Annotated in this window: 26 protein-coding genes and 1 tRNA gene; 13 read left to right on the top strand and 14 right to left on the bottom strand. The window is 71.0% G+C overall.

Annotated elements, in window-relative coordinates; genetic code table 11:
• Positions 1–100 precede the first annotated feature (100 nt).
• Positions 101–979 carry a nucleoside triphosphate pyrophosphohydrolase gene (mazG, locus tag MFF06_RS06570; protein WP_283207249.1) on the top strand — a complete coding sequence of 293 codons (879 nt, stop codon included), beginning with the start codon at positions 101–103 and terminating at the stop codon, positions 977–979.
• 7 nt (positions 980–986) lie between these two features.
• Here mazG and MFF06_RS06565 read toward each other — a convergent pair whose 3' ends face one another.
• The 4 genes from MFF06_RS06565 to rimO all read right to left on the bottom strand — a co-directional run bounded on the left by MFF06_RS06565 (position 987) and on the right by rimO (position 4,277).
• Positions 987–1,916, bottom strand: a complete 930-nt coding sequence (locus MFF06_RS06565; RefSeq protein ID WP_238202233.1) for an AEC family transporter — start codon at positions 1,914–1,916, stop codon at positions 987–989.
• Positions 1,917–2,036: 120 nt separating this feature from the next.
• Entirely contained in the window at positions 2,037–2,696 is a 660-nt protein-coding gene (locus tag MFF06_RS06560; protein WP_238202231.1) for a Fic family protein, read from the bottom strand.
• Positions 2,677–2,868: a hypothetical protein gene (locus MFF06_RS06555; RefSeq protein ID WP_238202229.1), complete on the bottom strand. Its 192-nt coding sequence runs from the start codon at positions 2,866–2,868 to the stop codon at positions 2,677–2,679. Before MFF06_RS06555 ends, MFF06_RS06560 begins: the two co-directional genes overlap by 20 nt.
• Positions 2,869–2,915: 47 nt before the next feature.
• The gene (gene rimO / locus MFF06_RS06550; protein ID WP_238202227.1) at positions 2,916–4,277 is read right to left on the bottom strand and encodes a 30S ribosomal protein S12 methylthiotransferase RimO; all 1,362 of its coding nucleotides are present in this window, start codon (positions 4,275–4,277) and stop codon (positions 2,916–2,918) included.
• Positions 4,278–4,487: 210 nt separating this feature from the next.
• Here rimO and pabB point away from each other — a divergent pair, with 210 nt between their 5' ends.
• From pabB to dinB, 5 genes are all read left to right on the top strand, one after another.
• Entirely contained in the window at positions 4,488–5,858 is a 1,371-nt protein-coding gene (gene pabB, locus MFF06_RS06545) for an aminodeoxychorismate synthase component I (RefSeq protein ID WP_238202225.1), read from the top strand.
• A 115-nt stretch (positions 5,859–5,973) separates the two neighbouring features.
• The gene (locus tag MFF06_RS06540; protein ID WP_238202223.1) at positions 5,974–6,579 is read left to right on the top strand and encodes an anthranilate synthase component II; all 606 of its coding nucleotides are present in this window, start codon (positions 5,974–5,976) and stop codon (positions 6,577–6,579) included.
• The gene (locus MFF06_RS06535; RefSeq protein WP_238202222.1) at positions 6,566–7,519 is read left to right on the top strand and encodes an aminotransferase class IV; all 954 of its coding nucleotides are present in this window, start codon (positions 6,566–6,568) and stop codon (positions 7,517–7,519) included. Before MFF06_RS06540 ends, MFF06_RS06535 begins: the two co-directional genes overlap by 14 nt.
• 11 nt (positions 7,520–7,530) lie before the next feature.
• Entirely contained in the window at positions 7,531–7,953 is a 423-nt protein-coding gene (locus MFF06_RS06530) for a DoxX family protein (RefSeq protein WP_238202327.1), read from the top strand.
• Positions 7,954–8,451: 498 nt separating this feature from the next.
• Positions 8,452–9,534 (top strand): DNA polymerase IV, encoded by a 1,083-nt coding sequence (gene dinB, locus MFF06_RS06525; RefSeq protein ID WP_238202221.1) that lies wholly within the window; start codon positions 8,452–8,454, stop codon positions 9,532–9,534.
• A gap of 34 nt (positions 9,535–9,568) precedes the next feature.
• Here the strand turns inward: dinB and MFF06_RS06520 are convergent, their stop codons facing one another.
• The 4 genes from MFF06_RS06520 to argC all read right to left on the bottom strand — a co-directional run bounded on the left by MFF06_RS06520 (position 9,569) and on the right by argC (position 12,594).
• Positions 9,569–9,769 carry a hypothetical protein gene (locus MFF06_RS06520; RefSeq protein ID WP_238202220.1) on the bottom strand — a complete coding sequence of 67 codons (201 nt, stop codon included), beginning with the start codon at positions 9,767–9,769 and terminating at the stop codon, positions 9,569–9,571.
• 68 nt (positions 9,770–9,837) lie between these two features.
• A complete protein-coding gene (locus tag MFF06_RS06515; protein ID WP_238202219.1) occupies positions 9,838–10,476 on the bottom strand; it encodes a nicotinamidase in 639 nt (212 codons plus the stop codon).
• A 10-nt stretch (positions 10,477–10,486) separates the two neighbouring features.
• Positions 10,487–11,464: a quinone oxidoreductase family protein gene (locus tag MFF06_RS06510; RefSeq protein ID WP_238202218.1), complete on the bottom strand. Its 978-nt coding sequence runs from the start codon at positions 11,462–11,464 to the stop codon at positions 10,487–10,489.
• Between the two features lie 182 nt (positions 11,465–11,646).
• Positions 11,647–12,594, bottom strand: coding sequence for an N-acetyl-gamma-glutamyl-phosphate reductase (gene argC / locus MFF06_RS06505; RefSeq protein ID WP_238202217.1), 948 nt, complete (start codon positions 12,592–12,594; stop codon positions 11,647–11,649).
• Between the two features lie 195 nt (positions 12,595–12,789).
• Between argC and MFF06_RS06500 the strand changes: the two genes are divergently transcribed.
• Together MFF06_RS06500 and MFF06_RS06495 are read left to right on the top strand one after the other, a co-directional pair.
• Positions 12,790–13,308, top strand: coding sequence for a hypothetical protein (locus tag MFF06_RS06500; RefSeq protein WP_238202215.1), 519 nt, complete (start codon positions 12,790–12,792; stop codon positions 13,306–13,308).
• 221 nt (positions 13,309–13,529) lie between these two features.
• Positions 13,530–14,492 (top strand): nucleotidyltransferase and HEPN domain-containing protein, encoded by a 963-nt coding sequence (locus tag MFF06_RS06495; RefSeq protein ID WP_238202213.1) that lies wholly within the window; start codon positions 13,530–13,532, stop codon positions 14,490–14,492.
• A gap of 220 nt (positions 14,493–14,712) precedes the next feature.
• On the opposite strand, the gene rpsI is transcribed toward MFF06_RS06495, so the two are convergent.
• The 5 genes from rpsI to MFF06_RS06470 form a co-directional block, all read right to left on the bottom strand.
• Positions 14,713–15,198, bottom strand: coding sequence for a 30S ribosomal protein S9 (rpsI, locus tag MFF06_RS06490; RefSeq protein WP_238202211.1), 486 nt, complete (start codon positions 15,196–15,198; stop codon positions 14,713–14,715).
• A gap of 2 nt (positions 15,199–15,200) precedes the next feature.
• Positions 15,201–15,662, bottom strand: a complete 462-nt coding sequence (gene rplM / locus MFF06_RS06485) for a 50S ribosomal protein L13 (protein ID WP_238202209.1) — start codon at positions 15,660–15,662, stop codon at positions 15,201–15,203.
• Positions 15,663–15,873: 211 nt separating this feature from the next.
• Positions 15,874–16,491 (bottom strand): CoA-binding protein, encoded by a 618-nt coding sequence (locus MFF06_RS06480; RefSeq protein WP_238202208.1) that lies wholly within the window; start codon positions 16,489–16,491, stop codon positions 15,874–15,876.
• 87 nt (positions 16,492–16,578) lie between these two features.
• Positions 16,579–17,676, bottom strand: coding sequence for a PAS domain-containing protein (locus MFF06_RS06475; protein WP_238202207.1), 1,098 nt, complete (start codon positions 17,674–17,676; stop codon positions 16,579–16,581).
• A 276-nt stretch (positions 17,677–17,952) separates the two neighbouring features.
• Complete coding sequence (locus tag MFF06_RS06470) at positions 17,953–18,918, bottom strand: hypothetical protein (RefSeq protein ID WP_238202206.1); 966 nt, start codon at positions 18,916–18,918, stop codon at positions 17,953–17,955.
• Between the two features lie 721 nt (positions 18,919–19,639).
• On the opposite strand from MFF06_RS06470, the gene MFF06_RS06465 reads away from it, so the two are divergent.
• Positions 19,640–20,137 (top strand): SH3 domain-containing protein, encoded by a 498-nt coding sequence (locus MFF06_RS06465; protein ID WP_238202205.1) that lies wholly within the window; start codon positions 19,640–19,642, stop codon positions 20,135–20,137.
• A 67-nt stretch (positions 20,138–20,204) separates the two neighbouring features.
• Here the strand turns inward: MFF06_RS06465 and MFF06_RS06460 are convergent.
• Positions 20,205–20,279, bottom strand: a tRNA-Val gene (locus MFF06_RS06460).
• Between the two features lie 293 nt (positions 20,280–20,572).
• Here MFF06_RS06460 and MFF06_RS06455 point away from each other — a divergent pair.
• From MFF06_RS06455 to cyoA, 4 genes are all read left to right on the top strand, one after another.
• Positions 20,573–21,619 carry a hypothetical protein gene (locus MFF06_RS06455; RefSeq protein ID WP_238202204.1) on the top strand — a complete coding sequence of 349 codons (1,047 nt, stop codon included), beginning with the start codon at positions 20,573–20,575 and terminating at the stop codon, positions 21,617–21,619.
• A 3-nt stretch (positions 21,620–21,622) separates the two neighbouring features.
• On the top strand, positions 21,623–23,746 hold the full coding sequence (locus tag MFF06_RS06450) for a glycosyltransferase family 2 protein (RefSeq protein WP_238202202.1): 2,124 nt from the start codon (positions 21,623–21,625) through the stop codon (positions 23,744–23,746).
• Between the two features lie 271 nt (positions 23,747–24,017).
• On the top strand, positions 24,018–25,352 hold the full coding sequence (locus tag MFF06_RS06445) for an MFS transporter (protein WP_238202201.1): 1,335 nt from the start codon (positions 24,018–24,020) through the stop codon (positions 25,350–25,352).
• A 274-nt stretch (positions 25,353–25,626) separates the two neighbouring features.
• The gene (gene cyoA, locus MFF06_RS06440) at positions 25,627–26,745 is read left to right on the top strand and encodes a ubiquinol oxidase subunit II (RefSeq protein WP_238202325.1); all 1,119 of its coding nucleotides are present in this window, start codon (positions 25,627–25,629) and stop codon (positions 26,743–26,745) included.
• Positions 26,746–26,815: the final 70 nt, after the last annotated feature.

The raw sequence follows: 26,815 nt of genomic DNA, 5'->3' as shown, positions 1-26,815 counted from the left end.
TCGTTGTTTCCGGACTATTTTTTCAAGCCGAACCGGTATCCGCTCCGTCGGACAATGGTCTACAGGCGAGCCTTCACCACACGGAAACGGATAGGCCCGCGTGACATCCCCTTCGGACAGTCCGATCCGGACGCTCCTGCGTCTGATGGCGGACCTGCGCGATCCCGTGCGCGGCTGCGCCTGGGACGTGGCCCAGACCTACGCCACCATCGCCCCCTACACGATCGAGGAGGCCTACGAGGTCGCCGACGCCGTGGCGCGGGGCGACTCCGACGACCTGCGCGACGAACTGGGCGACCTGCTGCTGCAGGTGGTGTTCCACGCCCGCATGGCCGAGGAGGAGGGCGCCTTCGCCTTCGACGACGTGGCCCGCGCCATCGTCGCCAAGCTAATCCGCCGCCATCCGCACGTCTTCGCCGCCGACGGCTCCCTGCTGCCCGAGGGCTCGCCCCGCCGCGACCCGGCGCAGGTCGAGGCGCAGTGGGCGGCGATCAAGGCCGAGGAGCGCGCTGCCAAGGAGAGGGCGGGCAAGGAAACGGCCAAGGGGCCAGGTCGGGGGACGGACAAGCCCGTTCCCGGGCCCGATCCGCTCGGCGGTGTCGCCCTGGCCCTTCCGGCGCTGACCCGGGCGGAGAAGGTCTCCCGCCGGGCGGCCGCCTACGGGTTCGACTGGGACGACGCCGCCCAGGTGATCGACAAGGTCCGCGAGGAGACCGACGAGGTCGCCGAGGCCCTGGAACGGGGGGAGAAGGAACCCCTCGCCGAGGAGATCGGCGACCTCCTGTTCTCCATCGCCAACCTCGCCCGCCATGCCGGCATCGACCCCGAGGCGGCGCTCCGCGACGGCACCCTGAAGTTCGAGCGCCGCTTCCGCTCCATGGCGGAGGCGCTGCGCGCGCAAGGCGGCGACCTCGGCCGCTCGGACCTCGCCGCGATGGAGGCGGCCTGGGCCGCGGTGAAGCGGACGGAGAAGGGCTGAGCCCGCCTCACGCCGCGATCCCGTCGAGAAGCAGCAGAACCAGCGGCAGGGCCGCGCCCGCCAGGACCGTCTGGAGGGCGATGATGCCCGCCATGAGCGGGGCATCGCCGCCGAGTTGGCGGGCCATGATGTAGGAGGACGAGGCGGTCGGCAGCGCCTGGAACAGCAGGGCCGTGGCTGCGGCGGGGCCCCGCAGGCCCAGGGCGAGGCAGGCCAGCACCGTCGCGAGGGGCATCAGCCCGAACTTGACGGCCGAGCTGACGGCGAGGGGCCTGATCCAGGTTCGCGCCGTCCCGAAATCGAGGGCTGCGCCGACGCAGAGCAGGCCGAGCGGCAGGGAGGCTTGGCCCAGCGCCTTGAGCACCGGCTCGATCCCGACCGGCAGGGGCAGGCCCGTGCCCTGGAGGACGATGCCGACGACGCTCGCCATGACGAGGGGATTGAGGACCAGCTGGCGGGCGACGGCCACGGGCGCGAGCCGCCCGGCGGAGCCGAACCGGGCGAAGACGAGGACGCAGAGGATGTTGACGGTGGGCACGATGGCCGCGTTCGCCACCGCCGCCAGGGCGAGGCCCTGGGCTCCGAACAGGCCCACCGCCGCCGAGACCCCAACGTAGTTGTTGAAGCGGATCCCGCCCTGGAACACCGAGGTGAAGGCCGCCCCGTCGAGCGCGAGGCGCGGCCGGAGCGCCAGCAACAGCAGGGCCACGGCCACCGTCGAGGCGACGAGCACGACGGCCAGCCCGAGGACCGGCACTCCGTCGAGGCGGGCGGTGGCGAGCCCGTCCACGAACAGGCTCGGCAGCAGCACGTAGTAGCCGAGCCGTTCCGCCTGCGGCCAGAAGCTCTCGGCCAGGAACCCCGCCCGCCGCAGCGCGGCGCCGAGCCCGATCAGCAGGGCGATCGGCAGCAGGGCGAGGAGCAGCGCGCCGGTCACGGGCGGGCCTGCGGGCGGAGAGGGAAAACTGAGGGGCGCATGGATCCGGGGCCGGTGCGGGGCTCCCCCTCATAGGACCGGCGAGCATGGCTGCAAATGCGGGTCATTTCCTGTGGCGCGTCAGTCGGTGTTCCGCGCCCGGAAGCCGGAGAGCTGGCGTTCCAGCATCCCGCCAAGCAGGTCTTCCATCTTCGCAATGTCGAGTCGGCCTTCCCTCCATGCGGCGTCGGCGGCATCGAGGGCGTCGAAATAGGGCTTCCGGTTGTCGACGATCTGATCGGGGATGGTGGGCATGCCGGGCAGCAGAATCTTCGCTGCGATCGACAGCACCACATACGATGCGATGCGGGACGTGCGCCCGTTGCCATCCGCGAAGGGATGAATCCAGTTGAGCCGCCACATCACGTAGGCGGCGAGATGCAGTGGAGTCGCCCGCTCCCATCGTTCGTTCACGTAGTCGCAGAGGTCTTCCACGTGTTCGGGAACGAGATGCGCGCCGGGCGGGACGTGCCGACTGCCGTTGATTTCCACATCACCGGGCCGGAAGTTGCCGGCGTAGAGGCTGATTCCGCGCAGCGCTTCCCGGTGGAGGCTGAGGATCAGCGAGGGCCCCAGCCTGAACGGCCCCTCCCGCTCAAGCGCATCCTGAATGGCCGCGATACCGGCATCGTACTGGCGAAGGCCGTTGAGGGCTTCGGCTTCCGCCCTCGCCTGCGGATCCCGGATGAGGTCGGGTTCGAGGGCGCGACTGTCGCGCCGCTCACCCTCGCCCGTGCTCACCCTGTTCCTTCGCGAGCTTGTCGGCCTGACGGTCCACCATCTCGCGCGTGATGAGCCCGTTCTCGAAATGCGTGTTGCCGTAGGCGAAGCTCCGGCGCTGCGCCTCGCGATGCTGGGGCGAGGGCTGGGCCCGCCGGGCGGCTTCCAGAAGCTGTGTCAGCGCATCCGTCATCGATCGAATCCGAGCCGCGTCACCGCATTCTAACCCGGGCGTCCGCCTCAGGTCACGCTGCCGTACAGGTCGTACGCCTCGGCCCGGTCGATCTTCACCGAGACGATCTCCCCCACCCGCACCGGGCGGCGGAAGCTGGCGTGGACGGTGCCGTCGATCTCCGGGGCGTCGGCCTTGGAGCGGCCCTTGGCGATGTTGCCCTCCACCGCATCGACGATCACCGGCATGCGCTTGCCGACCTTGGCCTTCTGCAGGCGGAGCGAGATGGCGTTCTGCGTCTCCATCAGGCGGCGCTTGCGCTCGGCCTTCACCTCCGGCGGCACCGGCCCGCTGAGCGCATTGGCGGTGGCACCCGCCACGGGCTCGAACTCGAAGCAGCCGACCCGGTCGAGCTTGGCCTCCTTCAGCCACTCCAGCAGTTCCTCGAACTCCGCCTCGGTCTCCCCGGGGAAGCCGACGATGAAGGTCGAGCGGATGGCGAGATCCGGGCAGGCGGCGCGCCAGGACCTGATGCGATCGAGCTGCTTCTCCTGGTTGCCGGGGCGGCGCATCCGCTTGAGCACCGTGGGGCTCGCGTGCTGGAGCGGCATGTCGAGATAGGGGAGAACCTTCCCCTCGGCCATGAGCGGGATGACCTCGTCCACGTGCGGGTAGGGATAGACGTAGTGGAGCCGCACCCAGGCCCCGAGGTCGCCGAGTTCCCCCGCGAGGTCGGCGAAGCGGGCCCGGACCTGCCGGTCCCGCCAGGGGCTCTCGGCGTAGCGGATGTCGAGGCCGTAGGCGCTCGTGTCCTGCGAAACGACGAGGAGTTCCTTCACCCCGGCCTTCACCAGCTTCTCGGCCTCGCGCAGCACGTCGGCCGCCGGGCGGCTCACGAGGTCGCCGCGGAGCGACGGGATGATGCAGAAGCTGCACCGGTTGTGGCAGCCCTCGGCGATCTTCAGGTAGGCGTAGTGCCGGGGCGTCAGCTTGATGCCCTGGGGCGGCACGAGGTCCACGAAGGGGTCGTGGGCCGGGGGCGCCGCCTCGTGCACCGCCGCCACCACCGATTCGTAGGCCTGCGGGCCGGTGACGGCGAGGAGGTCCGGATACTTCTCGCGGATCTCCTCCGGCTGCGCGCCCATGCATCCGGTGACGATGACGCGGCCGTTCTCGGCCATGGCCTCGCCGATGGCGGCGAGCGATTCGGCCTTGGCGGAATCGAGGAAGCCGCAGGTGTTCACGATGACGAGGTCCGCCCCGTCGTGCTTGCGGGCGAGTTCGTAGCCTTCGGCGCGCAGGTGCGTCAGGATCCGCTCGGAATCCACCAGCGCCTTGGGGCAGCCGAGGGAGACGAAGGAGATCTTCGGGGCGCCGGCGGGCGTGCCGGTGAGCGCGCTCTGGGCTTCGGGCGAGGCGGTCTGGGTCATGAGGTCGGCATCGGATGCGGCGGCGCCCGCGCCGCGGTGGCGCGTCGAGGACGCTGGCAGTCTTCGGGATTGGCACCGATATAGCCGGTTCGGGCCGCCAGTGCGAGCCTGCCTGTTTTCGACCCGCACGGCGGCCTGCCCTTCCCCCGCGGCATCGCCTGTGCGAGGGCACCCGCTTGCCGCCGCGACACCAAGGCTTGAGCTCGGTTCATGTGGTTCCGCGACCTGCCCCCCCTCGACGCGATCGCCGCCGCCGCGCGGCTGCGTGTCCTGCCGGGGCTCGCCCTCCTCGACAGCGCCATGCGCCACGACGCGCTGGGCCGCCTGTCGCTCGTCGCCGCCGACCCCTTCGCCCGGTTCCGCTTCCGCGACGGCCAAGCGACCCTCGACGGGCGTCCTGTCCCCGGCGGGCCCTTCGAGGCCCTGCGCGCCTGCCTCGCGCCCTATCGCCTCGCCGCCGACCCGGCCCACCCCTTCCCTGGCGGGGCCATCGGCTACATCGCCTACGAGTGCGGCGGTGCCCTGGAGCGGGTGACGCCCCCCGCCCGCCGGGCCGGGCTGACCGACGACATCGCCCTTAATGTCTACGACACGGTGCTGGTCCTCGACCACGCGGCCGGCACGGCGAGGCTCATCTCCACCGGCTTCCCCGAAACAGCGCCGGCGGCCCGCGAGGCGCGGGCGCAGGCCCGGCTGGCGCAGTTCGCGGACCTCATGCGCGACGCGCCTCCGGCGGATCCCGCCCCGGCCTGCGGCGACCTCACATGGCGGTCGAACTTCTCACGCCAAGATTATGAAAAGGCTGTCGAAACGGTCAAGAATTACATCCGCGCGGGTGACATCTACCAAGCGAACATCGCCCAGCGATTCGAGGCCGGCCTGCCGGAGGGGTTCGACCCCTTCGCCCTTTACCGGCGCCTGCGCGGGACCAACCCCGCCACCTTCGGTGCCTACCAAGAGTTCGACGGGCTGACGGTGGCCTCCTCCTCGCCGGAGCGGTTCGTGCGGCTCGACGGGCGCCACGTCGAGACCCGGCCGATCAAGGGCACCGCCAAGCGGCTGCCCGACCCGGCGGAGGACCGGGCGGCGGCCGAGGGCCTCGCAGCGTCGTCCAAGGACCGGGCGGAGAACGTGATGATCGTCGATCTCCTGCGCAACGACCTGTCGCGGGTCTGCGAGCCCGGCAGCGTCGCCGTGCCGGTGCTGTGCGGGCTGGAGACCTATGCGGGCGTCCATCACCTCGTCTCGGTGGTGACGGGCACCCTGCGGGAAGGGCTCGACGGGCTCGACCTCCTGGAGCGCACCTTCCCCGGCGGCTCGATCACCGGTGCGCCGAAGATCCGCGCCATGGACATCATCAGCGAGATCGAGGGCGACGCCCGGGAAATCTATTGCGGCGCCATCGGCCGGATCGGCTTCGACGGCGACCTCGATACCTCCATCGCCATCCGCACCGTGTTCATGGACGACCGGAGAGCCGTGCTCCAGGCGGGCGGCGGCGTCACCCTGCTCTCCGAGCCGGGGCCGGAATACGACGAGACGCTGGCCAAGGCCGAGCGGGTGTTCGAGGCGTTCCGATGATCCTCTCTCACGCCGTCATCGCGAGCGCAGGGAAGCGATCCAGGGTCGAGGGACGCGGCGAGACCTCGTGGTGTCCCGGATCGCCTCGCGACGCTCGCAAGGACGGGGGGGCCGCATGATCCTCGTCCTCGACAACTACGATTCCTTCGTCTTCAACGTGGTCCGCTACTTCGAGGAGCTGGGCGAGGCCGTCCGCGTCGTGCGCAACGACGCGCTGGACGTCGGCGGCATCCGGGCGATTGCGCCCGACGCGCTGGTGATCTCCCCCGGCCCCTGCTCGCCCGCCGAGGCGGGGGTGTCCCTGCCCGCGATCCGCGAGCTGTCGGGGAGCCTGCCGATCCTCGGCGTCTGCCTCGGGCACCAAGCCATCGGCGCGGCCTTCGGCGGCAAGGTCGAGCGGGCGCGGCGGCCCCTGCACGGGCAGGCGACGCCCATCGCCCACGACGGCGAGCGCCTCTTCGCCGGCCTGCCCGCGCCGATGCCGGTGGCGCGCTACCATTCCCTGGTGGTGACGCCCCAGCCCGGCATGGCGGACCATCTCACCGTCGATGCCGTCTCCGACGAGGGCGAGGTCATGGCCCTCTCCCACCGGCGGCACCCCACCTACGGCGTGCAGTTCCACCCCGAATCGGTGCTGACCGAGAACGGCCACGCCGTGTTCGCCAACTTCCTCGATCTGACCCGCGCGTGGCGGCAGGGAGCGCGCGATGCTGTGGCGTGACGGCCGGGTGCAGGAAGGCACCACGGCGCCCTTCGACCATGTCGACCGGGGCCTGACGCTGGGCGACGGGCTGTTCGACACCGCCCTCTCCATCGGCGGGCGGATCGCCTTCGAGGCGGACCATGTCGACCGCCTCGTCGCCTCGGCCGACGGCCTCGGCATCCCCGCCGACCCGGACACGGTCCGCAGCGCGATGCGAGAGATCGCCGAGCGCGGGCCGCGGCTGGCGATCCGCACCACGCTCACCCGCGGCGCGGGGCCCCGGGGCCTGAAGCCGCCGGACCTGCCGCGCGCGACCCTCTTCGTCACCGCCGCCCCGACCGGGCGGGCCATCGCCTTCGCCCCCCTGCGGCTCCGGCCCACCGCCATCGCCCGCAACGACACCTCCCCGGCCGCGCGGATCAAGACGCTCGGCTACCTCGACGCCGTCCTCGCGGCGGGCGAGGCGGCGCGGGCCGGGTTCGACGAGGCGCTGTTTTGCAACACGCGGGGCGCGGTGGCCTGCGCGGGGACGGGGAACGTGTTCTGCGTGATGCCCCCGCCATCGCGAGCGCAGCGAAGCGACCCGGGACAGCGGGACGACTCCGACGATGGCGCTGCTGGATTGCTTCGCTCCACCCGCCATGACGGAGAGGGGCCCCTTACGCTCCTCACCCCGCCGCTGACCGACGGTGTCCTCCCCGGCATCACCCGGGGGCAACTCCTGGCTCTCGCCCCGGCCTGCGGCCTCACCGTCGAGGAGCGCTCCCTGACGCCGGAGGACCTGCGCGGCGCGCAGGCGGTGTTCGTGACCAACTCGCTCCGTCTCCTCGCCCCCGTGACGGCCGTGGGGGAGACCGCCTACGACAGCGCCGGCCATCCCGCCTTCCCGGCCCTGCGCGAGGCCGTGCGCGGGGCGGTGGCGAGAGCCTGCGGCGTCCCGCCCGAGGAGGTCGCGTGAACGACCATCATATGCGAGACGGACGGGGCCGGGCCGCCCTGCGCTGGCTCCTGGCAGCGGTCTACGCCTTCATCGGCGTGGTCCATCTCGTGGCCACGGACGCGATGCTGCCGCTCATGCCCGACTGGGTGCCCGAGCCGCGCCTCGTCATCCAGGCGACGGGCCTGTGCGAGCTCGCCGGGGCGCTCGGGCTGCTGATCCCGGCGACCCGGAGGGCGGCGGCGGTCGGCCTCGCCCTCTACGCGGTCTGCGTCTACCCAGCGAACCTGAAGCACGCCTTCGACCACATCCACATCGACGGCATTCCGGACTCGTGGTGGTACCACGGGCCCCGGCTCGCGTTTCAGCCGGTCTTCGTCTGGGCCGCCCTCTGGGCGGGCGGGCTGATCGACTGGCCGTTCCGGTCCGACGCCGACCGGAGCCGGCGCTCTTGACCGACAGGAGCGATGGCGCGATCTTCCGGGAGTGGCCGGGCGGCCTTTCGACCGCCCGGCCCGTGTGACTGAATCAGCCGAGCGAGACGCGGAGGACCAGGTGCCAGCTGGTCCCCCGCACTCGGCGGAATAGCACACACACGCGGATGCGTGGAACGAACCACATCATCATCGTGCTCCTTCGGTGACCGAGCGAGGCCGTCGCCCGCAGGCGCCCGGCGGCTGACCGGGCACGGGGCCTGTGCACACCCTGGCGTGTCCGCACGATCACGCAGCCTGATTCGCATGCCGGCAAAGGGCTCTCAATCGGCGCCCGGCCTTGTGGCCGCGTGGAGGGCGGCTCCATTCACAGACAATCATCCTCCATGCACCCTATGCGTGAAACCCTGAACCGGCTGGGGATTGGACCGTGTGGCGACGGCCAATCGCGCACCTCGGCTTGACCCGTATCCCTTCCCCTTGGCATTGAACGAAGCGGGAACATCCAGGGCCGAGGCGATGCAAGCGGAGGATGCCCTCCGGAAGATCATCCACATCGACATGGATGCGTTCTACGCCTCCGTGGAGCAGCGCGACGACCCCGCCTTGCGCGGCAAGCCCCTGGCGGTGGGCGGGTCGCGGGAGCGGGGTGTCGTCATGGCGGCGAGCTACGAGGCCCGGCCCTTCGGCGTGCGCTCGGCCATGCCGGCGGCCACCGCCCGGCGGCTCTGCCCCGACCTCGTCTTCGTGAAGCCGCGCTTCGAGGCGTACCGGGCGGTCTCGGAGCAGATCCGCGCGATCTTCGCCCGGCACACCGAGATCATCGAGCCGGTGGCCCTGGACGAGGCCTATCTCGACGTCACGGAGAATTTGTTGGGACTGCCGACCGCGACGGCGGTGGCGAAGGCGATCCGCGCGGAGATCCTGGAAAGTACCGGCCTCGTGGCCTCGGCGGGGGTGTCCTACAACAAGTTCCTGGCCAAGGTCGCCTCGGACCACCGCAAGCCGAACGCGCTCTTCGTCATCACGCCCGCCATGGGGCCGGACTTCGTGGCCGCCCTGCCCATCGGGCGCTTCCACGGCGTCGGTCCCGTCACCGAGGCGAAGATGAAGCGCCTCGGCATCCACACCGGCGCGGATCTCCGGGCCTGGGACCTCGACCGGCTCACGGCCACCTTCGGCTCGGCGGCGAGCTACTACCACGCCGTCGCACGGGGCATCGACGGGAGGCCGGTGCGGGCGCACCGGATCCGCAAGTCGATCGGCGCAGAGACCACCTTCTCCGACGACACCGCCGCCTACGACGTGCTGGCCGAACGCCTCGCGCCGATGATCGAGAAGGTCTGGCGCAGCGCCGAGGCGAAATCCATGCGCGGGCGCACGGTGACTTTAAAGCTGAAATTCTCGGATTTCACCCTCGTCACCCGCGCCCGGTCCCTGCCCGCCCCGGTGGCCGACCGGGAGAGCCTGGAGCGGATCGGGCTCGACCTGCTGCGGGGCCTGCTGCCGCTGCGGCGGACGGCCCGGCTGATCGGCATCGCGCTCTCCGGCTTCGCGGCGGACGAGGCCGGGGAGCCGGCCCAGCTCGGGCTCGGGTTGTAGGTGCGGGGGAGGCCCGCCTCCCCCGACCCGGCTCCTACTTGTTCTTGCGAGGCCGGTGGTTCGGATCGACGCCGCCCTCCGGCGTGGTCTCGTTCTCGACATCGCCCTCGAAGGTGGAATCGGCCTCCAAGTCCTCCGGGTCCGCCCCGGCCATGCCCTTCGAGGTGCCGATTCCGGGATTGCCCTTGAGATCGGCGTCGGTCGGTGTCGTGGTCTTCGGGTGCTTGTCGGACATGTCGCCTCCTGTGAACCGGGGCAACGCCGGGGCATCGCGCCGGTCCCGGCCCTGCGGCGGTTGGCCTCTTAGGCGAGGTCGGCCGTCTTGAGCCGCCCGATCCCGGCAGCCTCCATTCGCGCCCAGGCCGCCGCCACGGAGCCGCCGGCCGACGAGGGGATGTCGATGCCCGCCACCGCATCCTCCACCACGAGCACCTCGAACCCGGCCTCCCGGGCATCGAGGGCGCTCCAGAGGACGCAGAAATCCGTCGCGAGGCCGCAGAGGACGACCCGGCGAATGCCGCGCTCCCGCAACGCCCCGGCCAAGCCGGTGCGGGTCGTCCGGTCGCCTTCGAGGAAGGCGGAGTAGCTGTCGATGCCAGGTTGCAGGCCCTTGCGGATGACGAGGGCCGCGCGATGGGTCTCCAACGCCGGGGCGAAGGCCGCCCCCGGAGTGCCCTGCACACAATGGTCCGGCCAGAGGGCCTGATCACCGTGGGCGAGCCTCGCCGTTTCGAAGGGCGCTCGGCCGGGATGGCTCGTGGCGAAGGAGACGTGCCCCGGCGGGTGCCAGTCCTGGGTCAGCGCGACGTGGCGGAACCGGCCTTGAAGTCCGTTGATCGGCCGGACGACGGCATCGCCGTCCGGCACGGGCAGGGCTCCGCCGGGGAGGAAATCGACCTGCACGTCGACGACGAGGAGCAGGTCGGTGGGCCCCGGCGTCACCGGATCGGCCTTACGGCACCATCACCGTGGAGCCGGTGGTCTCGCGGCCGGCGAGGTCGCGGTGGACCTCCACGGCCTCGGAGAGCGGGCGCACGGCATTGACCGCGATCTTCACCGCGCCGGAGCGCACGGCGTTGAACAGGCTCGCGGCGGCCTCCTCCAGCACCGGGCGCTGGCTCGAGAAGGTCATCAGCGTCGGCCGGGTGACGAACAGCGAGCCCTTGGCCGCGAGCAGGCCGAGGTCGAGCCCGGAGATCGGTCCCGAGGCCGAGCCGAAGCTCGCGAGCAGGCCCGTGGGGGCGAGGCTGTCCAGCGAGCCCATCAGGGTCGCCTGTCCGACGCCGTCATAGACCACCGGCACGCCCTTGCCGTTCGTCAGCTCGCGGACGCGCTTGGCGACGTCCTCGGTGCGGTAGAGGATGACGTGGTCGCAGCCGTTCTGCCGCGCCAGCTCCGCCTTCTCCTCGCTGCCCGCGGTGCCGATCACCGTGGCGCCGAGATGCTTCGCCCACTGGCAGGCGATGAGGCCGACGCCGCCGGCCGCCGCGTGCCACAGGATCGTGTCGCCGGGCTTCACCTTGTAGGTGCGGTGCAGGAGGTACTCGGCGGTGAGGCCCTTGAGCATCATCGCGGCGGCGGTCTGCGCGTCGATGCCCTCGGGCATCGGGACGGCGGCGGAGGCGGCGATCACCGGCTCCTCGGCGTAGCAGCCGTCGGCCACGGAGCCGTAGGCCACCCGGTCGCCGACCTTGAACTGCGCCACGCCCTCGCCGACGGCGGTCACGGTGCCCGCGCCCTCCTTGCCGGGGGTGAAGGGCATGTGCGGCGACTTGTAGGCGCCGGAGCGGAAGTAGATGTCGATGAAGTTGACGCCGATCGCCTCCTGGCGAACCCGGATCTGGCCCGCGCCCGGCTCGGCCAGGGCGACGTCCTCCAGCTTCATCACCTCGGGGCCGCCGTACTCGTAGACCCGGATCGCCTTCGGCATCGTTCTCTCCCGTGATGTCCCGCCCCGCTCCGCAGCGAGATAGACCGGGCCGGGCGGGATGCAATCGGAAAATCAAGGATCCCAAAGGACGAGTCCTTCGGTGGGGGCCAGGGGCCAAGCCCCTGGATGACGCAGGGCTCCGCCCTGCACCCGCCAAAAGGATCCGGTCCTTTGGAAACCCCCTACAACCCCAGCATCAGCGATAGGTTCTGCACCGCCGCGCCGGAGGCGCCCTTGCCGAGGTTGTCGAGGCGGGCGACCAGCACCGCCTGCCCGTGCTCGGCCGAGCCGAAGACCCGCAGTTCCAGCCGGTCGGTGTCGTTGAGCGCCTCGGGCTCGATCTTCTCCTGGTGGGCGCCGGTGCCCGCGCCCTCCACCACCTGCACCAGGGGCTGGCCCCGGTACCAGTCCACCAGGGCGGCCTCCAGATCGGTCGCTCTGGGGCGGCCCGGCAGGTCCGCGAGGTGGAGCGGGATGCTCACCAGCATCCCCTGCCGGAAATTGCCGACGGAGGGCACGAAGATCGGGCGGCGGGCAAGGCCGCTGTAGCTCTGCAATTCGGGCAGGTGCTTGTGGCCGAAGCCGAGGCCGTACAGCAGGAAGGGCGCGGCGCGGCCCGCCTCGTAATCCTCGATCATCGCCTTGCCGCCGCCGCTGAAGCCGCTGACCGCGTTGACGCTGATCGCGTGGTCGGCCGGAACCAGCCCGCCCTCCACGAGGGGGCGCAGCAGCGCGATCCCGCCGGTGGGGTAGCAGCCGGGGTTGGCGACGCGCCGCGCCTGCGCCACCGCCTCGGCCTGGCCGGGCGCCATCTCCGGGAAGCCGTAGGTCCAGCCGGGCGCGATCCGGTGGGCAGTGCTGGCGTCGAGGATCTTGGGGCCGCCGCCGGTCAGGCCGTCGGCGAGTGCCACGGTCTCCTTGGCGGCCGCGTCCGGCAGGCACAGGACCACGAGGTCCACCTGCGCCAGGAGATCGCGCTTGGCGGCGGGGTCCTTGCGGTGCTCGGGGGCGATGCTCACGAGGCGCACGCGGCCCTCGCGCTCCAGGCGCTCGCGGATGCCGAGGCCGGTGGTGCCCGCCTCGCCGTCGATGAACACGCTCGGCCGTGCCGTGTCGTCTGCGCTCGCCATGGTCGCTCCGCATGCCGGATCGAGGGTCCGGCCTGTCGCCGGGCAGGTGGGGGAAGGGCGCGGCTCCTGTCAACGCCCCACGCGGCGTCCCTCGCGTGCCCCAGCCATCCACAGGCGGCCGATCGGTCGCGGGAACACGCGCGGGAGCCCTGCTTTGACGGCCTAATCGCACTGACACATGAAGGAGTTGAGACGATGGCCGGGACCGCGAAGAAGACCGATCCGAAGCTCTGGGAGAAGGTGAAGGAGAAGGTCACCAAGTCCGATAAGGGCGGCAAGCCCGGTCAGTGGTCGGCCCGTAAGGCCCAGATGGCCAGCACCGAGTACAAGAAGGAAGGTGGCGGCTACGAGGGCAAGAAGTCCAAGGACAACCACCTGAAGCAGTGGACCGACGAGGAGTGGGGCACCAAGTCGGGCAAGGAGAGCGGCAAGACCGGCGAGCGCTACCTGCCGAAGAAGGCCCGCGAAAAGCTCACGGACAAGGAATACGCCGAGTCGACCGCCAAGAAGCGCGCCGACACCAAGAAGGGCAAGCAGTTCTCGAAGCAGCCGAAGGCGGCGGCCGAGAAGTCGGCCAAGGCGCGCAAGGAGAGCAAGACGTCGGACAAGAAGGCGCCGACCAAGGCCGAGCTGATGAAGAAGGCCAAGGCGCAGGACATCTCGGGCCGGTCGAAGATGTCGAAGGCCGAGTTGGCCAAGGCCGTGCACGCCTAAAGGGAGCGTAGCGGCAACGCCTCTCCTTCATCATTGCCAGTGTCGGCAAAGCAATCCAGGGATCCGCTCCATTCGGGAAACGTCCCGCTGCCCTGGATTGCTTCGCCCCGCTCGCAACGCCGGCGAGAGCCTGAGCCATTCGTAGACGGGGACGGCGCACCGACGGCGCTCGTCATGACGGCCACGATGCTCTACCGAGCGGAGAGAGTGCCGACGCCCCGATGATCCTCGAAGACCGCCTCGCCCATCTGCCCCATCGCAAGCGCCGCGACCTCGCGCGGGCCGTACAAATTCTGTTCGACGAGTTCGAAGCCTTCCAGACGGGCAAGATTTCCGACAAGAAGAAGCGTGGCCGTATCGTCCGAGTCGTGCTCTACGGCTCGCACGCCCGCGGCAGTTGGGTCGAGGACCGGGACTCGGGTTACTTCTCCGATTACGACCTGCTGGTCGTCGTGAACCACGACGATCTGGTCGATGAGCTCGACCTATGGGAGCCGGTGCGGGACCGTTTCATCCAGATCGCGCTGCTCAAGTCGTTCTACACGGCGTCGGTGAGTCTCATCGTCCACAGCCATCAGGACGTGAACGACCAGATGGCCCGGGGGCGGCCGTTCTTCGTAGATATTTTTCGCGACGGCATCACGCTCTACGAGGCGACGGGCTTTCCCCTGGCCGCGCCGGGGGCCTTGACGCCGGAGATGCGCCACAAAGAGGCATGGCTCCACTTCGAGACGTGGTTTTCGGGAGCGGACCGTTTCTTCATCACGGGCCAGGAACAGATTCCGAAGGGCCGTCAGGACCTCGGCTGGCGGAAGAGTGCGGCCTTTTCGCTGCATCAGGCCGTCGAAGGCTATTATCACTGCACGCTGCTCGTGCTGACGCTCTACAGCCCCCAACTCCACGCCCTGCGCGAATTGCGCCGGATGGCCGAGGGGGCCGACCGGCGGCTGGTGGAGGCATGGCCGCGCAATACTCGCCGGTTGCGCAAGCCGTTCAACCTCTTGCACGACGCCTACGTGAAGGCCCGCTACTCACGGCACTACACGATCACCGCCGAGGAGCTTGACTGGCTCGCCGAGCGCATCGGCGCGCTCCAGCGGATCGTGCGGAAGGTGTGCCTGGAGCACCTCGGCCCCCGGCCCGCAGGCGCGTCCCCTCTCCCCGTCTTGCGGGGAGAGGGCTGAGCCCCCCTCGCAGGGGGGCGAAGCGAGGCGGCAGCCGACGGTGAGGGGGCTCGCAGAACGAGTCTCATCCGGCCTGCCCCCTCACCCCCGGCTGCCGCCTCGCCGCGCCGACGACGGTCGTCGCGGCTCTCTCCCAGAAGGCGGGAAGAGGGGGAAGCGAACACGAAAAAGGGCGGCGCCTGCCGGCACCGCCCTCTCTCTCCGAGCATGAAGCCCGAACTTAGCGCTTCGAGAACTGGAAGCTGCGGCGGGCCTTGGCGCGGCCGTACTTCTTGCGCTCGACGACGCGGGCGTCGCGGGTGAGGAAGCCTTCGCGCTTCAGCGGGCCGCGCAGCTCCGGCTCGTAGTAGGTCAGGGCCTTGGACAGGCCGTGGCGCACGGCGCCCGCCTGGCCGGAGAGCCCGCCGCCGGCCACCGTGACGGTGATGTCGTACTGGTCGACGCGGCCGGCGATCTCCAGCGGCTGGCGCAGGATCATGCGCAGCACCGGACGGGCGAAGTAGGTCTCGACCGGGCGCTTGTTGATGACGACCTTGCCGGAGCCCGGCTTGATCCAGACGCGGGCGACCGCGTCCTTGCGCTTGCCGGTGGCGTAGGCGCGGCCCTGAGCGTCCAGCTTCTGGACGTGGACGGGCGCCTCGTCGGCGGAGTCGAACGAGCCGGTGTTGGCCCGGTTCAGGTCGGCGAGGGACTGAAGGGTCGCCATGATCACGCGCTCACGTTCTTGCGGTTGAGGGCGCCGACGTCGAACGTCTGCGGCTGCTGGGCCTCATGCGGATGCTCGGCGCCCTTGTAGACGCGCAGGTTGCCGAGGATCTGGCGGAAGAGCGGACCACGGGGGAGCATCCGCTCCACGGCCTTCTCCACGACGCGCTCCGGGAAGCGCCCCTCGAGGATGAACTTGGCCGTGCGCTCCTTGATGCCGCCCGGATAGCCGGTGTGGTAGAAGTAGCTCTTCTGATTGTACTTGCGGCCGGTGAACTTCACCTTCTCCGCGTTGATGACGATCACGTTGTCGCCGCAGTCGACGTGGGGCGTGTAGGCGGCCTTGTGCTTGCCGCGCAGGCGCATCGCCACGATCGAGGCGAGGCGGCCGACCACGAGGCCTTCCGCGTCGATCACGATCCACTTCTTGTCGACCTCGGCGGGCTTCAGCGAGGTGGTCTTCATAGCCTAATCCCGTCAGGTGCCGGAAAAGCAAGCCGCCGCGTGCGGACACGCGGCGGCGATGGCGGCTCAATAGCCGCGCCGCACCGCCGGGTCAACCACAAAAGACGATCCGCAGCGCCGAAAAGGCGTGTCCTGAGAGAGGGTTCGGCAATACGGTATCTCAATACCGCATGAGCGCCCGCGATGCGTCGGGGCGCGGCGACGGTGCCGGTCAGGACCGCGGCCCGCGCCGGTCGGCGATGGTGAGCTTCTGCACGCCGCCCTTGGCCAGCACGGGCTTGCGGGCGCTGAGGATGCGGGAGTTGACGCCCGTCCAGCCGATCTCGCCGGAGAGGCGGCCGTACTCGATCTTCGGGCAGCGGTTCATCACCACCGTCACGCCCCTGGCCTCGGCGCGGGCCGCCGCCGCGTCGTCGCGCACGCCGAGCTGCATCCAGATCGTGGCGGGCAGGGGATCCAGCGCCAGCGCCTCGTCCACCAGGGGACCGGCGGCGGCGGAGTTGCGGAAGATCTCCACCATGTCGAGCCCTTCGCTGCCCCCTCGGTCGCCCCCTTCGCTGCTCCCTTGGCCTTTCCGCGCGGCCTGGGCCTCGGCCAGCGTCGCGACCACCCGCTGCCCGAGGAGGTCCTGCCCGGCGAGACCCGGATTGACCGGGGTGACGGCGTAGCCCCGGGCGAGGAGGTACTTCAGCACGATCCAGCTCGGCCGGGCCGGGTTGGCGGAGGCGCCGACCAGGGCGATGTGCCGGGTGCGGTCGAGGATCGCGCGGATCGCGGCATCGGGGTAGCGCGCGTGCCGGGCAGCGAGGTCGTCCGGAATCTCGGTCATGGTCGGGGCATCCGCGGAAGCAGGCGGGCCGGGGCTACGCCCCACCCGCACCCCCGTCAACGCGCGCGCCCGGTCCCGGGGATCCCCTTACCCCTCGCGCACGCCGGGCTTCACGCCGGGCTCGAAGGTGAAGATCACGCCGACCTGTTCCAGGGCCCGGCGGACGGCCATCACCGTGTCGTGCCGGGGGCGGACGACGGACTGCGCGTCCTCCAGCCTGACGACGGTGGAGATCGAGACGCCCGCGAGCTTGGCGAGTTCCTCCTTGGACAGGCCGGTCATGCCCCGGGCGGCGCGCACCTGCGCGGCGGTGAGGGCGCGGTCCGCCGTGTCGGTGGCGGCCGGATCGTCGAGGGCCACCAAGCCCTGCCCGCCGTACCGGCTCTGGCCGGGGATGTTGAGGCAGATGCCGACCCATTCCCGCACCGAGCCGTCCTTGTTGAGGACCGGCGCCGCCCGCGAGTTGAACCAGCGGTAGATCCCGTCCGCGCAGTGGATCCGGTACTCGGTGTTGTAGGCCGAGGCGTGCTGCACGGCGGTCATCCAGGCGGCCTGGGTGCGGGCCTTGTCCTCCCGGTGCACGGCATCGAGCCAGCCGAGGCCCCGGGTCTGGTCGAAGGTCTGGCCGGTCAGGGCCATCCACTGGGAGCACTCGCTCAACTCGCCGAGGGCGGTCGTCGTCCAGAAGGCGGCGGCGGTGACGGTCACGAGGGCGTTGAGGCGGTCATGGCGCTGCAGGACGGACTGCATCGCCTCGTGGCGGCTGGTCGCGTCGAACACCACCCCCATCCCGTGGCTCGCCCTACCGTCCGGCCCGAGGGCCACCTCGCCCCGGTGCTGGATCCAGCGCTGGGTCCGGTCCGGACGGATGATGCGGAACTCGCGGTGGATCGGCTGACCGCCGGAGAGCACCGCGAACTGGTCGCCGTGCACCGCCCGGTCCTCCGGGTGGATCATGTCGAGCAACAGGGCCGCCGGAAGCTCGCTCGCCGGCTCCAGGCCGAGGATCCGGTAGAGGCCGGGCGTCGCGTCGAGATGGCCGGAGCGCAGGTCGGCGGACCAGAAGCCCACCTCCCCCGTATCCTCGATGATCTTGAGGAAGTTGCGGGAGGAGAAGAACCGCGAGGCCGTGCCCTTGCCGGAGGACGGATCCGCCTGGAGGCGCATGAGCGTGCGGGTGGGCATGGGCGGAGTCCGGGTTCCGGCGTTCTGTAACCGTTCGTCAGGGCGACACGCGAGGCGAGCCGCCGAAAATGACCGGTCCTGACGCATCTCACGCGTCTTATCGCGGCCGATCCATCCGTTCTTGTCAACCGCACGTTGGATAAGCCGACTTATGAAGTGAATCGTTTGAAATCGGCGCTACCGGCAACCTTTCTCGCCCGCGACATCGAGTCGCGCGGAGGGCTCCGGCGAATCCGGGTGGGACGGGCGTGGTCGCGTCGGGGAGCGGGAATCGCCCTACCGGTGAACGGGCGGACGACGATGCGCGGGCCGCTGGTGGCGCCACCGGAGATAGGCATAGCGAACGCGGCCGATGTAGGTCGTCAGCCGTGAGCGATGGGCCCGCCGGTAGGCGAGCCGCGCGCGCAGGCCCTGGTTCGGCCGGGCCGACCGTCGCCGGACGATCCTCGGCGCGGCCGCGACCGTGGACCGGATGCCCGGCTGGCCGGTGGGCTGGGTGGAGGCCACCACGGTGATGGGTCCCTCCCCGACAGGCCGTGCCCTGACGGGCCGCGATGCGAGGAGGCCCGTATCCGACGGCCTCTCCACGACGGGTCTCTGGGCCACGACCCGTGCCGCCCCGGCGCTCGCCACGGCGGCGCCTGCCGCCACGGATCCTGCCGCCACGGACCCTGCCGCGACGCCACCGGCCGTCGCCGGACCCGTCGCCGCCGTGGCGGTGCCCGGCGCCGCGCGCGGAATGCGGACGCTCGCGGTGGCGGTCCTGTCGATGGGGGCGACCGCCGCCTGACGGATGGGAGCGAAGCGGGCCGTGGCCGGCTTCGCGTTCAGGACGGCGATGGGATCGACGGTGGCGACCCGGCCTCGGCTCCGGGTCTCGCCGCCGCAGCCGACGCACATGGTGCCGGACAGGCGGCCCCAGGCCTTCTGCTCCTGCGCGAGGGTGCGCCGGTCCCGCTCGTCGGAGAGTTCGATCGACTGGCCGAGGAGGTTCCCGCGATCCGCCTTGTCGGGGCGCCGGACCCGGTTCACGGGATCCGGGACCTCGATGCGCGGCAGCCGGACCTCCCGGGGCGGATCGACCTTGAACGCGTCGGTGCCGTAGACGCCGGGGCTCGGCGCCGCCGAGGTCGGCGCCTCGGAAGGAGCCGCCTCGCCCGTCTGCGCCCGCCCGGCCGATGGCCAGACCGCGCCGGCCATCGCGACGACCACGAGGGCTGGCCTCACTGAAGAACGCGACATCGTCGTCTCCCGGTTTCGTCGAGGGGGCTCGACCCCACGGGACCCTGCGTCTCTCTTGCGAGTGATGCGGCCGGATCGGAGGTGGCGCAACCCGAGCACCGGACTCGCGCGCCGTTGAAAAGTACTCAAGTGGGACGGGGCGGTCGAGACTCTTTCGAGAGTCCGGCGGAATAATTGGAAATCGCCCTTAAGATCAGTCCGGCCAGGCTTCCGAGCCGGATTTCCGGTCCGCGGCGGCCCGGGTCGAGCGGTGTTCCACATGCCGCGCCGGTGCCTGCTCTCGGCGAATTCGGTCCGCGCGGGACCGGGCCTCCCGATGGCCGGGTTCCTGCAACCTGTGCGAGATATTCGTGGGAAAACTCCCGCGTTAATTGACTGCCCGGTCCTGCGCCGCAACTCTCGGCTGAATGCAGCCGGGGCGCGACAGATGGGCCGGAGGCAAGTCGCCGGACGAGCGCGGCCGGGTCCATCGGGCGGGGCGAGGGCCCGCCGGAGCAGGGGGCGCGGCGCGCTCCTCCCGTTCGGACTCCTGGCCGTCCCGGTTCTGATCCTCGCGCTCCTGTCCGGCGGGAAGGACCCGTCGGTCCCGCCCGCTCCGGCATCCCGCGACGCGGTCCCGACCGCGCAACCTGTCGCACTGCGATCCGCGTCCCCGGACCCCGCGCCCGCTCCGCTCGTTCCGGCGGCCTTCGCCGCGCCCGCGCCCGTCGTCCCGGTCCGCATGGGAAGTCCGGCGCCCATCGCGCGGGCAGCCGGCGAAGTCCGGTATATCGCGGGACGCGGGGTCCCGCTCCGGGCCGAGCCGCAGGACGGGGGCGCGATCCTCGACCGGTACGGGCCCGGTCAATCCGTCGAGGTGCTGGGCCGGAGCGGCCCCTGGACCCATGTGCGGCACACGCTCACGCGGCGGGAGGGATGGGTCCAGGCCAGGCGCCTGCGCGACGCGCCGCCCGAGCCGGAGGCCGGTAGCGGGGCCGCGCCGGAGACGCGGGCGGCGAAGGCCGCTCCGGCCGCGGATGCCGCCGCCATCGCCAAGCTGCTGATCGCGCGATCCATCGCCGCCTATCCCGGCCCCTGCGCCTGTCCGTATCAGAGCGCCCGCAACGGCTCGTCCTGCGGCAAGCGCGCGGCCTATCTCCGGCCCGGCGGCTATGCGCCGCTCTGCTATGCGAAAGATATCACGCCCGGGATGATCGCGGCCTACCGGGCGGAGCGTTGAGGGCGATCGGCGGGAGGGCGTACCATCCGCGTGGCGGATGGGCAGTTCGGGACGGGCCCGTTGGAGATGGTGGAGACGACAGGGATCGAACCTGTGACCTTTCCCATGTCAAGGGAATGCACTACCGCTGTGCTACGTCTCCGTTCCGACCGTCGCCTGCGGCGACGCGACCGGGCCGGCCGCCGTTCGGTGCCGGTGGGCGGGGGCTATAGCCGGTGATGCCGGGGGGCGCAAGCGGGAACCTGCGAACCGGATCGGGCCGGCGGGATGCGGGCCGGTCGTATTGTGGAGGCCCGCCCGCTCCTATAAGTCCGCGCCTCGGCGCCGCCGCCCGGGCGAGGGCGCCTTCCGCCCTGCGCCAAAGCCCCGCCGAAGGCCGGCCGTCGATGGCCGATCCCCGCTCCGGCGCGGCGCGGACGAGGTGAAGATCGGAGCATGCGGTTTCACATCGATCACGACGACGGCCAGTCCATCCGCTGCTGGATCGTGCCCGACAACCCCCTCGCCATCAGCCGCATGGTCGTGGTCGGCGAAGGGCGGCGCATCGCCGAGATTCCCGCCTCCTTGGTCGATGAAGCCTTCCGGCAGAGCGGCTGGCACTCGACCGGCCAATGCACCTTCCAACTCACCGAGGCGGAGGTGCCCGGCCTCTCGACCCTGCGCGACCTCGAACTCTACGACGCCGACACCAACGTGCGGATCTACCGGCGCTCGCCGCAGACGGAGTGCGTGGAGCAGCGGGTTCTGCTCATCAACACCGGCATCGAGCCGGAATCGACGCTCCAGGCCGTCCTCTTCCCCCATTTCCGGCACAGCTATTTCGGCCTGCACCGCCTCTCCGACGAGATCGCCACCAGCATCCTCGCCACGCGGATGATGCCCTCGTGCTTCATGTCCGGCGCCGTCACCGTGCCGCGCTACGAGGGCTTCATGACCCCGGACCAGATGCTCACGGGCATCCTGCTCCACGAGCCGATCGTGGAGATGGCGAGCCGGATGCTCTGGCTGAAGGCCCGGGCGGAGGAGGCCGCGGATCCGGACCGTGCGTGGCGCCTCGGGGGCCTCACCGAGGCGGTGCGCTTCACCGCCGCCTGCGACCTCACGGACCCGCGCAGCCTGAAGCACTACTTCCGCATGTTGCCGGAGCCGGCCTACCGCCTGCTGTACAACCCCCTCACCCGCCAGCTCGGCACCCGGATGCCGGAGGACCCGCTCTTCCCCGGCCACTCGATCGCCGCCATCGAGGTGCTCGCGCGGATCGGCATCGTCGGGCACCACGGGCGCTTCGAGGCCTTCGCCTCGGCCCTGATGGACCGCCTCGGCCTCAGCGGGCCGACGCCGCCCGCGCCGCTCGCCTCCCCCGAGACCCTGGCGCTCGCCGACCGGCTCCGCGGCGTCAAGGCGGTGCAGGAGATGCTGGTCTTCGACGTGGCGCTCTCCGATGCGGTGAAGGACACGATCGACAAGAGCTGGAAGGCCTGAGCGATGGCGCTCCGGGTCCTGCCCGACCGGTCCCTCCGGCAGGAGGCGGACGGCCTCCACCTCGACCTGTCGGGCCTCGGGGGACGCTGGATCGACCTGATCCTCTCGACCGATCCCGCCCTCGCCGTGCCGGGCTTCGCCCTCAGCTTCCTCGACGCGGAGGGGCGACCGGGGGCCCTCCTCGCGGAAGAAGCGCGGCGGGGCGGCGTCTTCGCCTGGACCGGCCGGGTGCCGCCCGAGGCGGCGGCCCTGCGCATCGCCACCCGCCTCGGGCGGGGTCCCCTCCCCCTGGAGGCCGTCCGGCTCCGGCGCCTCGGCCGCCTCGCGCTCCTCGGACGCGCCGCCCGGCGGGATCCGGGGCTCGCTCTGTCCGCCCTGTCCTGGCGGGTCCAGGGTAAGAAGGTCCGCGCCCGGGGGTTCGTGGAACGGGCCCTGCACCGCCGCCGGGATGGCGGCTACCCAGCCTGGGCCCGCGCCCACCGGCGGGATGCCGCGGAGCGGGCGGCGATCCAGGCCCTCGTCGCGTCCTGGCCGGATCCAGCGGTCGTCTCCGTCCTGATGCCGGTCCACAACCCGGCGCCGAAGGTCCTGCGGGCCGCCATCGCCTCCCTGCGCGCCCAGCTCTATCCCCATTGGGAGTTGTGCGCCGTCGACGACGCCTCGACCGATCCGGCCGTGACCGCCCTCCTCGCCCGCGAGGCGGCGGCGGATCCGCGGATCCGGGTCGTCCGCCGGCCGGAGAACGGTCACATCGCCCGGGCCACCAACGATGCCCTGGCGCAGGCGAAGGGCCCCTGGTGCGTCTTCCTCGACCACGACGACGTCCTCGCCGAGGATGCCCTGTTCGAGGTCGCCCGCGCGGCGCGGGAGGATCCCGGCCTCGTCCTCATCTACAGCGACGAGGACAAGATCGACGGGCGCGGCCGCCGGTTCGAGCCGCATTTCAAGGCGGATTTCGACCGGGAGCTGCTGTACGCCCAGAACTACATCAACCACCTCACGGCCGTGCGCACGGACGCCCTCCGGCACCTCGGCGGCCTGCGGCCGGGCTTCGAGGGCAGCCAGGACCACGATCTGCTCCTGCGGCTGACCGCCGGGCTCGATCCGGCCAGGATCCGCCATATCCCGCGGATCCTCTACCACTGGCGGGCCGCCGGGGGGTCCGGCACCTTCTCCGACCGGGCCCTCGCCCAGGCGGAGGCGGCGCGGCTGCGCGCCCTCGCCGAGGTCGTCGCCGGCTCGGGGGCCCGCGCCGAGCGCGGACCGGAGGGCTTCAACCGCCTCGTCCACCCCCTGCCCGCGCCCCCGCCCCCGGTCTCGGTGATCATCCCCACCCGCGACCGGGCCGACCTCCTGGCCGTGACCCTCGACGGGCTCCTCGCCCGGACCGACTATCCGGCGATCGAGGTGGTCGTCGTCGACAACGACAGCCGCGAGCCGGCCACGGCGGCCCTCTTCGCCTCCCTCGCCGGGGACGGCAGGGTGCGGGTCCTCCCCGTCCCCGGCCCCTTCAACTTCTCCGACCTGTCGAACCGCGGCGCGGCGGCGGCGACCGGCCCGGTTCTCCTGTTCCTGAACAACGACATCGAGGTCATCGGGCCGGACTGGCTCACCGAGCTGGTGCGGCAGGCGGTGAGGCCGGAGATCGGCGCGGTGGGCGCGAAGCTCCTCTACCCGGATCGGACGATCCAGCATGGCGGGATCGTCCTCGGCATCGACGGCGTCGCCGGGCACAGCCATCTCGGCGTGCCGGATTCGGAGCCCGGCTACTTCGCCCGCATGAGGATCGCCCACGAGGTCTCGGCGGTGACCGGCGCCTGCCTCGCCATGCGGGCCGAGGTGTTCGCGCAGGTCGGCGGGTTCGACGCGCAGGCGCTGAAGGTGGCCTTCAACGACGTCGATCTCTGCCTGAAGGTCCGCGCGGCCGGCTACCGGATCGTCTGGACGCCCTTCGCCAGCCTCATCCACCACGAATCGAAGAGCCGCGGCCCGGAGGACACGCCCGAGAAGAAGGCCCGGTTCGAGGGCGAGACGCGCGTGATGCTTGGCCGCTGGGGAGGGGAATTGCGGGCCGATCCCTACTACAACCCGAACCTGTCGCGGCTCTCGGCCCATTACCGCGTGTGACGCGGAGACGGTTCGCCGCGGTGCATTCACCTCCGCCCGAGCTTGTGTGGGCGGCGCGGTTGGCGAACAATCGTTCATCCCGCGGGTTGGACGGCTGAACAGTCGAACGGGCGGCTTCGCCCGAACTCGCGAACACATTGTCGCGTATGCCGCGGTGCGCACAGCGAATGCGGGTCCGCCATGCTTGCAGCAGCGGTTGCGGCCGGGCACGAGTTGCATCAAGAGGCATCCGGTCGGAATCGCGACGGGCGACGAGGGCAGCAGCCGGCGAATGAGCGCGAATTCTTCCCTTTCCTCGAGCACGGGCCTCGAGCGTGACGCACAACGCGCGATGGCCGACCACCGGGTCGCGCCGAGCGAGATCGCCATCGGCGTCGTGATCGGCCGCACGTCCGAGTATTTCGACTTCTTCGTCTTCGGCATCGCCTGCGTGCTGGTGTTCCCGAAGGTGTTCTTCCCCTTCGTCGATGCGCAGACCGGCACGCTCTACGCCTTCGGCATCTTCGCCCTCGCCTTCGCGGCCCGGCCCTTCGGCACGGCGCTGTTCATGGCGATCGACCGGCGCCACGGGCGCGGGGTGAAGCTCACCACCGCCCTGTTCCTGCTCGGCGGCTCCACCGCCGCGATCAGCTTCCTGCCCCGCTACGATTCGATCGGCATCTCGGCGGTCTACCTGCTGGCGGGCCTGCGCATCCTGCAGGGCCTGGCGCTGGGCGGCGCCTGGGACGGGCTCGCCTCGCTGCTCGCCCTCAACGCGCCGAAGGACCGGCGCGGCTGGTACGCGAGCCTGCCGCAGCTCGGCGCGCCGATCGGCTTCATGGTCGCGAGCGCCCTGTTCTCCTTCTTCATCGTCAACCTCGCGCCCGACGACTTCATCGACTGGGGCTGGCGCTTCCCCTTCTACTGCGCCTTCACCATCAACGTGGTGGCCCTCTTCGCCCGCCTGCGCCTCGTGGCGACGGACGAGTTCGTGCGGATGATGGATGCCGACAGGCTCCGCCCGGTGCCGGTGCTGGATCTGTTCCGCAGCCACCTCAAGGAGGTGCTGCTCGGCGCCTTCGTGCCGCTCTCGGCCTTCGCCCTGTTCCACCTCGTGACGATCTTCCCGATCGCGTGGCTGACCCTCAACACCGACCGGTCGCCGGGCGAGTTCCTGATGGTGCAGTTCTCGGGGGCGATCATCTGCGCGGGCGCCGTCGCCGCCTCCGGCCTCATCGCCGACCAGATCGGCCGCCGCGCCTGCCTGATGATGAGCGCGGGCCTGATCGGCCTCTTCGCCCTGGGCTCGATCGGGGCGCCGCTGCTCTTCGGCGAGAGCGCCATCGGCCAGACCATCTACGTGACCACGGGCTTCATGCTGCTGGGCCTCGCCTACGGCCAATCCTCGGGCGCCGTCACCGCCCGCCTCGGCAAGCAGTACCGCTACACCGGCGCGGCGCTGACCTCGGACTTCGCGTGGCTGTTCGGCGCGGGTTTCGCGCCCCTCGTGGCCCTCTACCTCTCGGAGAAGTTCGGCCTCGCCGTGGTAGGGGTCTACCTCCTCTCCGGCGCGGTCTGCTCGTTGGCGGCCCTGTTCATCGACCGGTCGGAGCTGCGGCAGGTGTGACGGAGCGGACGTCGCGTGGGGGAGCCGGCGGCGCGGTCGCGCCGCGGATGTCGCGGGGCCGGATCTCCCGGCCGCCAAGGCCGCAGCCGCGGCATGGGATGATGAGACGAGAGCAGTGAGTGTGTCGACCCTTCCACCGGACCGGAATGAGGCCGCTGCCGGTGCGGCCGTGCTTCGGGGTGCCGTGCCCCGGCCGGAGGCCCCGCGCGGCCTCGGGCGCCGCCTGAGGCCGCTCCTCGCCCTGCCGGCGCTGGCGCTGCTCGGCGGCTGCAACATGGTGGTGATGCAGCCGGGCGGCTTCGTGGCGGAGCAGCAGCGCAACCTCGTCCTGGCCTCGACGGGGCTGATGCTCCTGATCATCGTGCCGGTGATCGCCGTGACGCTGTTCTTCGCGTGGCACTACCGGGCCACCAACGAGAAGGCGATCTACGATCCGGACTGGCACCACTCGACCCAGCTCGAGGTGCTGATCTGGACCGCGCCGCTGCTCATCATCATCGCGCTGGGCGCCCTCACCTGGATCGGCACCCACACCCTCGACCCGTTCCGGCCGCTGACCCGCATCGACGCCAAGCGCGAGATCCCGGCGGGAGTCGAGCCGCTTCAGGTCGAAGTGGTGGCGATGGATTGGAAGTGGCTGTTCATCTACCCGCAATACGGGATCGCCACGGTCAACGACCTCGCCCTGCCGGTGGACCGGCCGGTCGCCTTCAAGATCACCGCCACCGACGTGATGAACACGTTCTACGTGCCGACGCTCGCGGGCATGATCTACGCCATGCCCGGCATGGAGACGAGGCTCCACGCCGTCATCAACAAGGTCGGCGATTCCGAGGGGCGCTCGGCCCATTACAGCGGCGCCGGCTTCTCGAACATGTTCTTCAAGTTCCGCGGCCTCGCGGAGAAGGACTTCGACGGCTGGGTGGCTAAGGCGAAGGCTGACGGGTCCGACCTGAGTCAGGAGGCTTACCTGAAGCTCACCGAGCCGACGGAATCCGAGCCCGCCCGCTACTTCAAGTCCTATGCGGACGGCCTCTACGGCAAGATCCTCGGCCTGTGCCCCAAGCCCGGCCAGATGTGCGTCTCCGAGATGATGGCCATCGACGCCCGGGGCGGCCAGTCCGGCCCCGAGGCCGAGGAGGCCTACAAACGGCTGCGCTACGACAACCACTTCGCCCGGGAGGGTCACGAGGCCCCCGGCGCGACGGGGCCGGCCACCGACCGGGGCGCCCACGGGCAGACCCAGCCGGAGGGCATGAAACCCCGGCCCGACATGGGCAACCCCGACTCGCGCGGCCCCGAGCCCGGGAAAGCTCAACCGGACGCGGGCGGTGCGCCGTCCAAGGACGGGGCGAAGGACGGTGCGGTCGCGCCGAAGCAAATCGGTCAGTAGCGGCACTCAACCAGTGACGAAGTGAACCAGTGAGGCGGGCCGGCGCGAGGGATATCTATCATCCGACGCG

Origin of the sequence: Methylobacterium aerolatum, from assembly GCF_022179085.1 — a bacterium.
GTDB classification, from domain to species: domain Bacteria; phylum Pseudomonadota; class Alphaproteobacteria; order Rhizobiales; family Beijerinckiaceae; genus Methylobacterium; species Methylobacterium aerolatum.
Note: the sequence above shows the minus strand (reverse complement) of the source record. Positions and strands in the feature narration are given on the sequence as shown.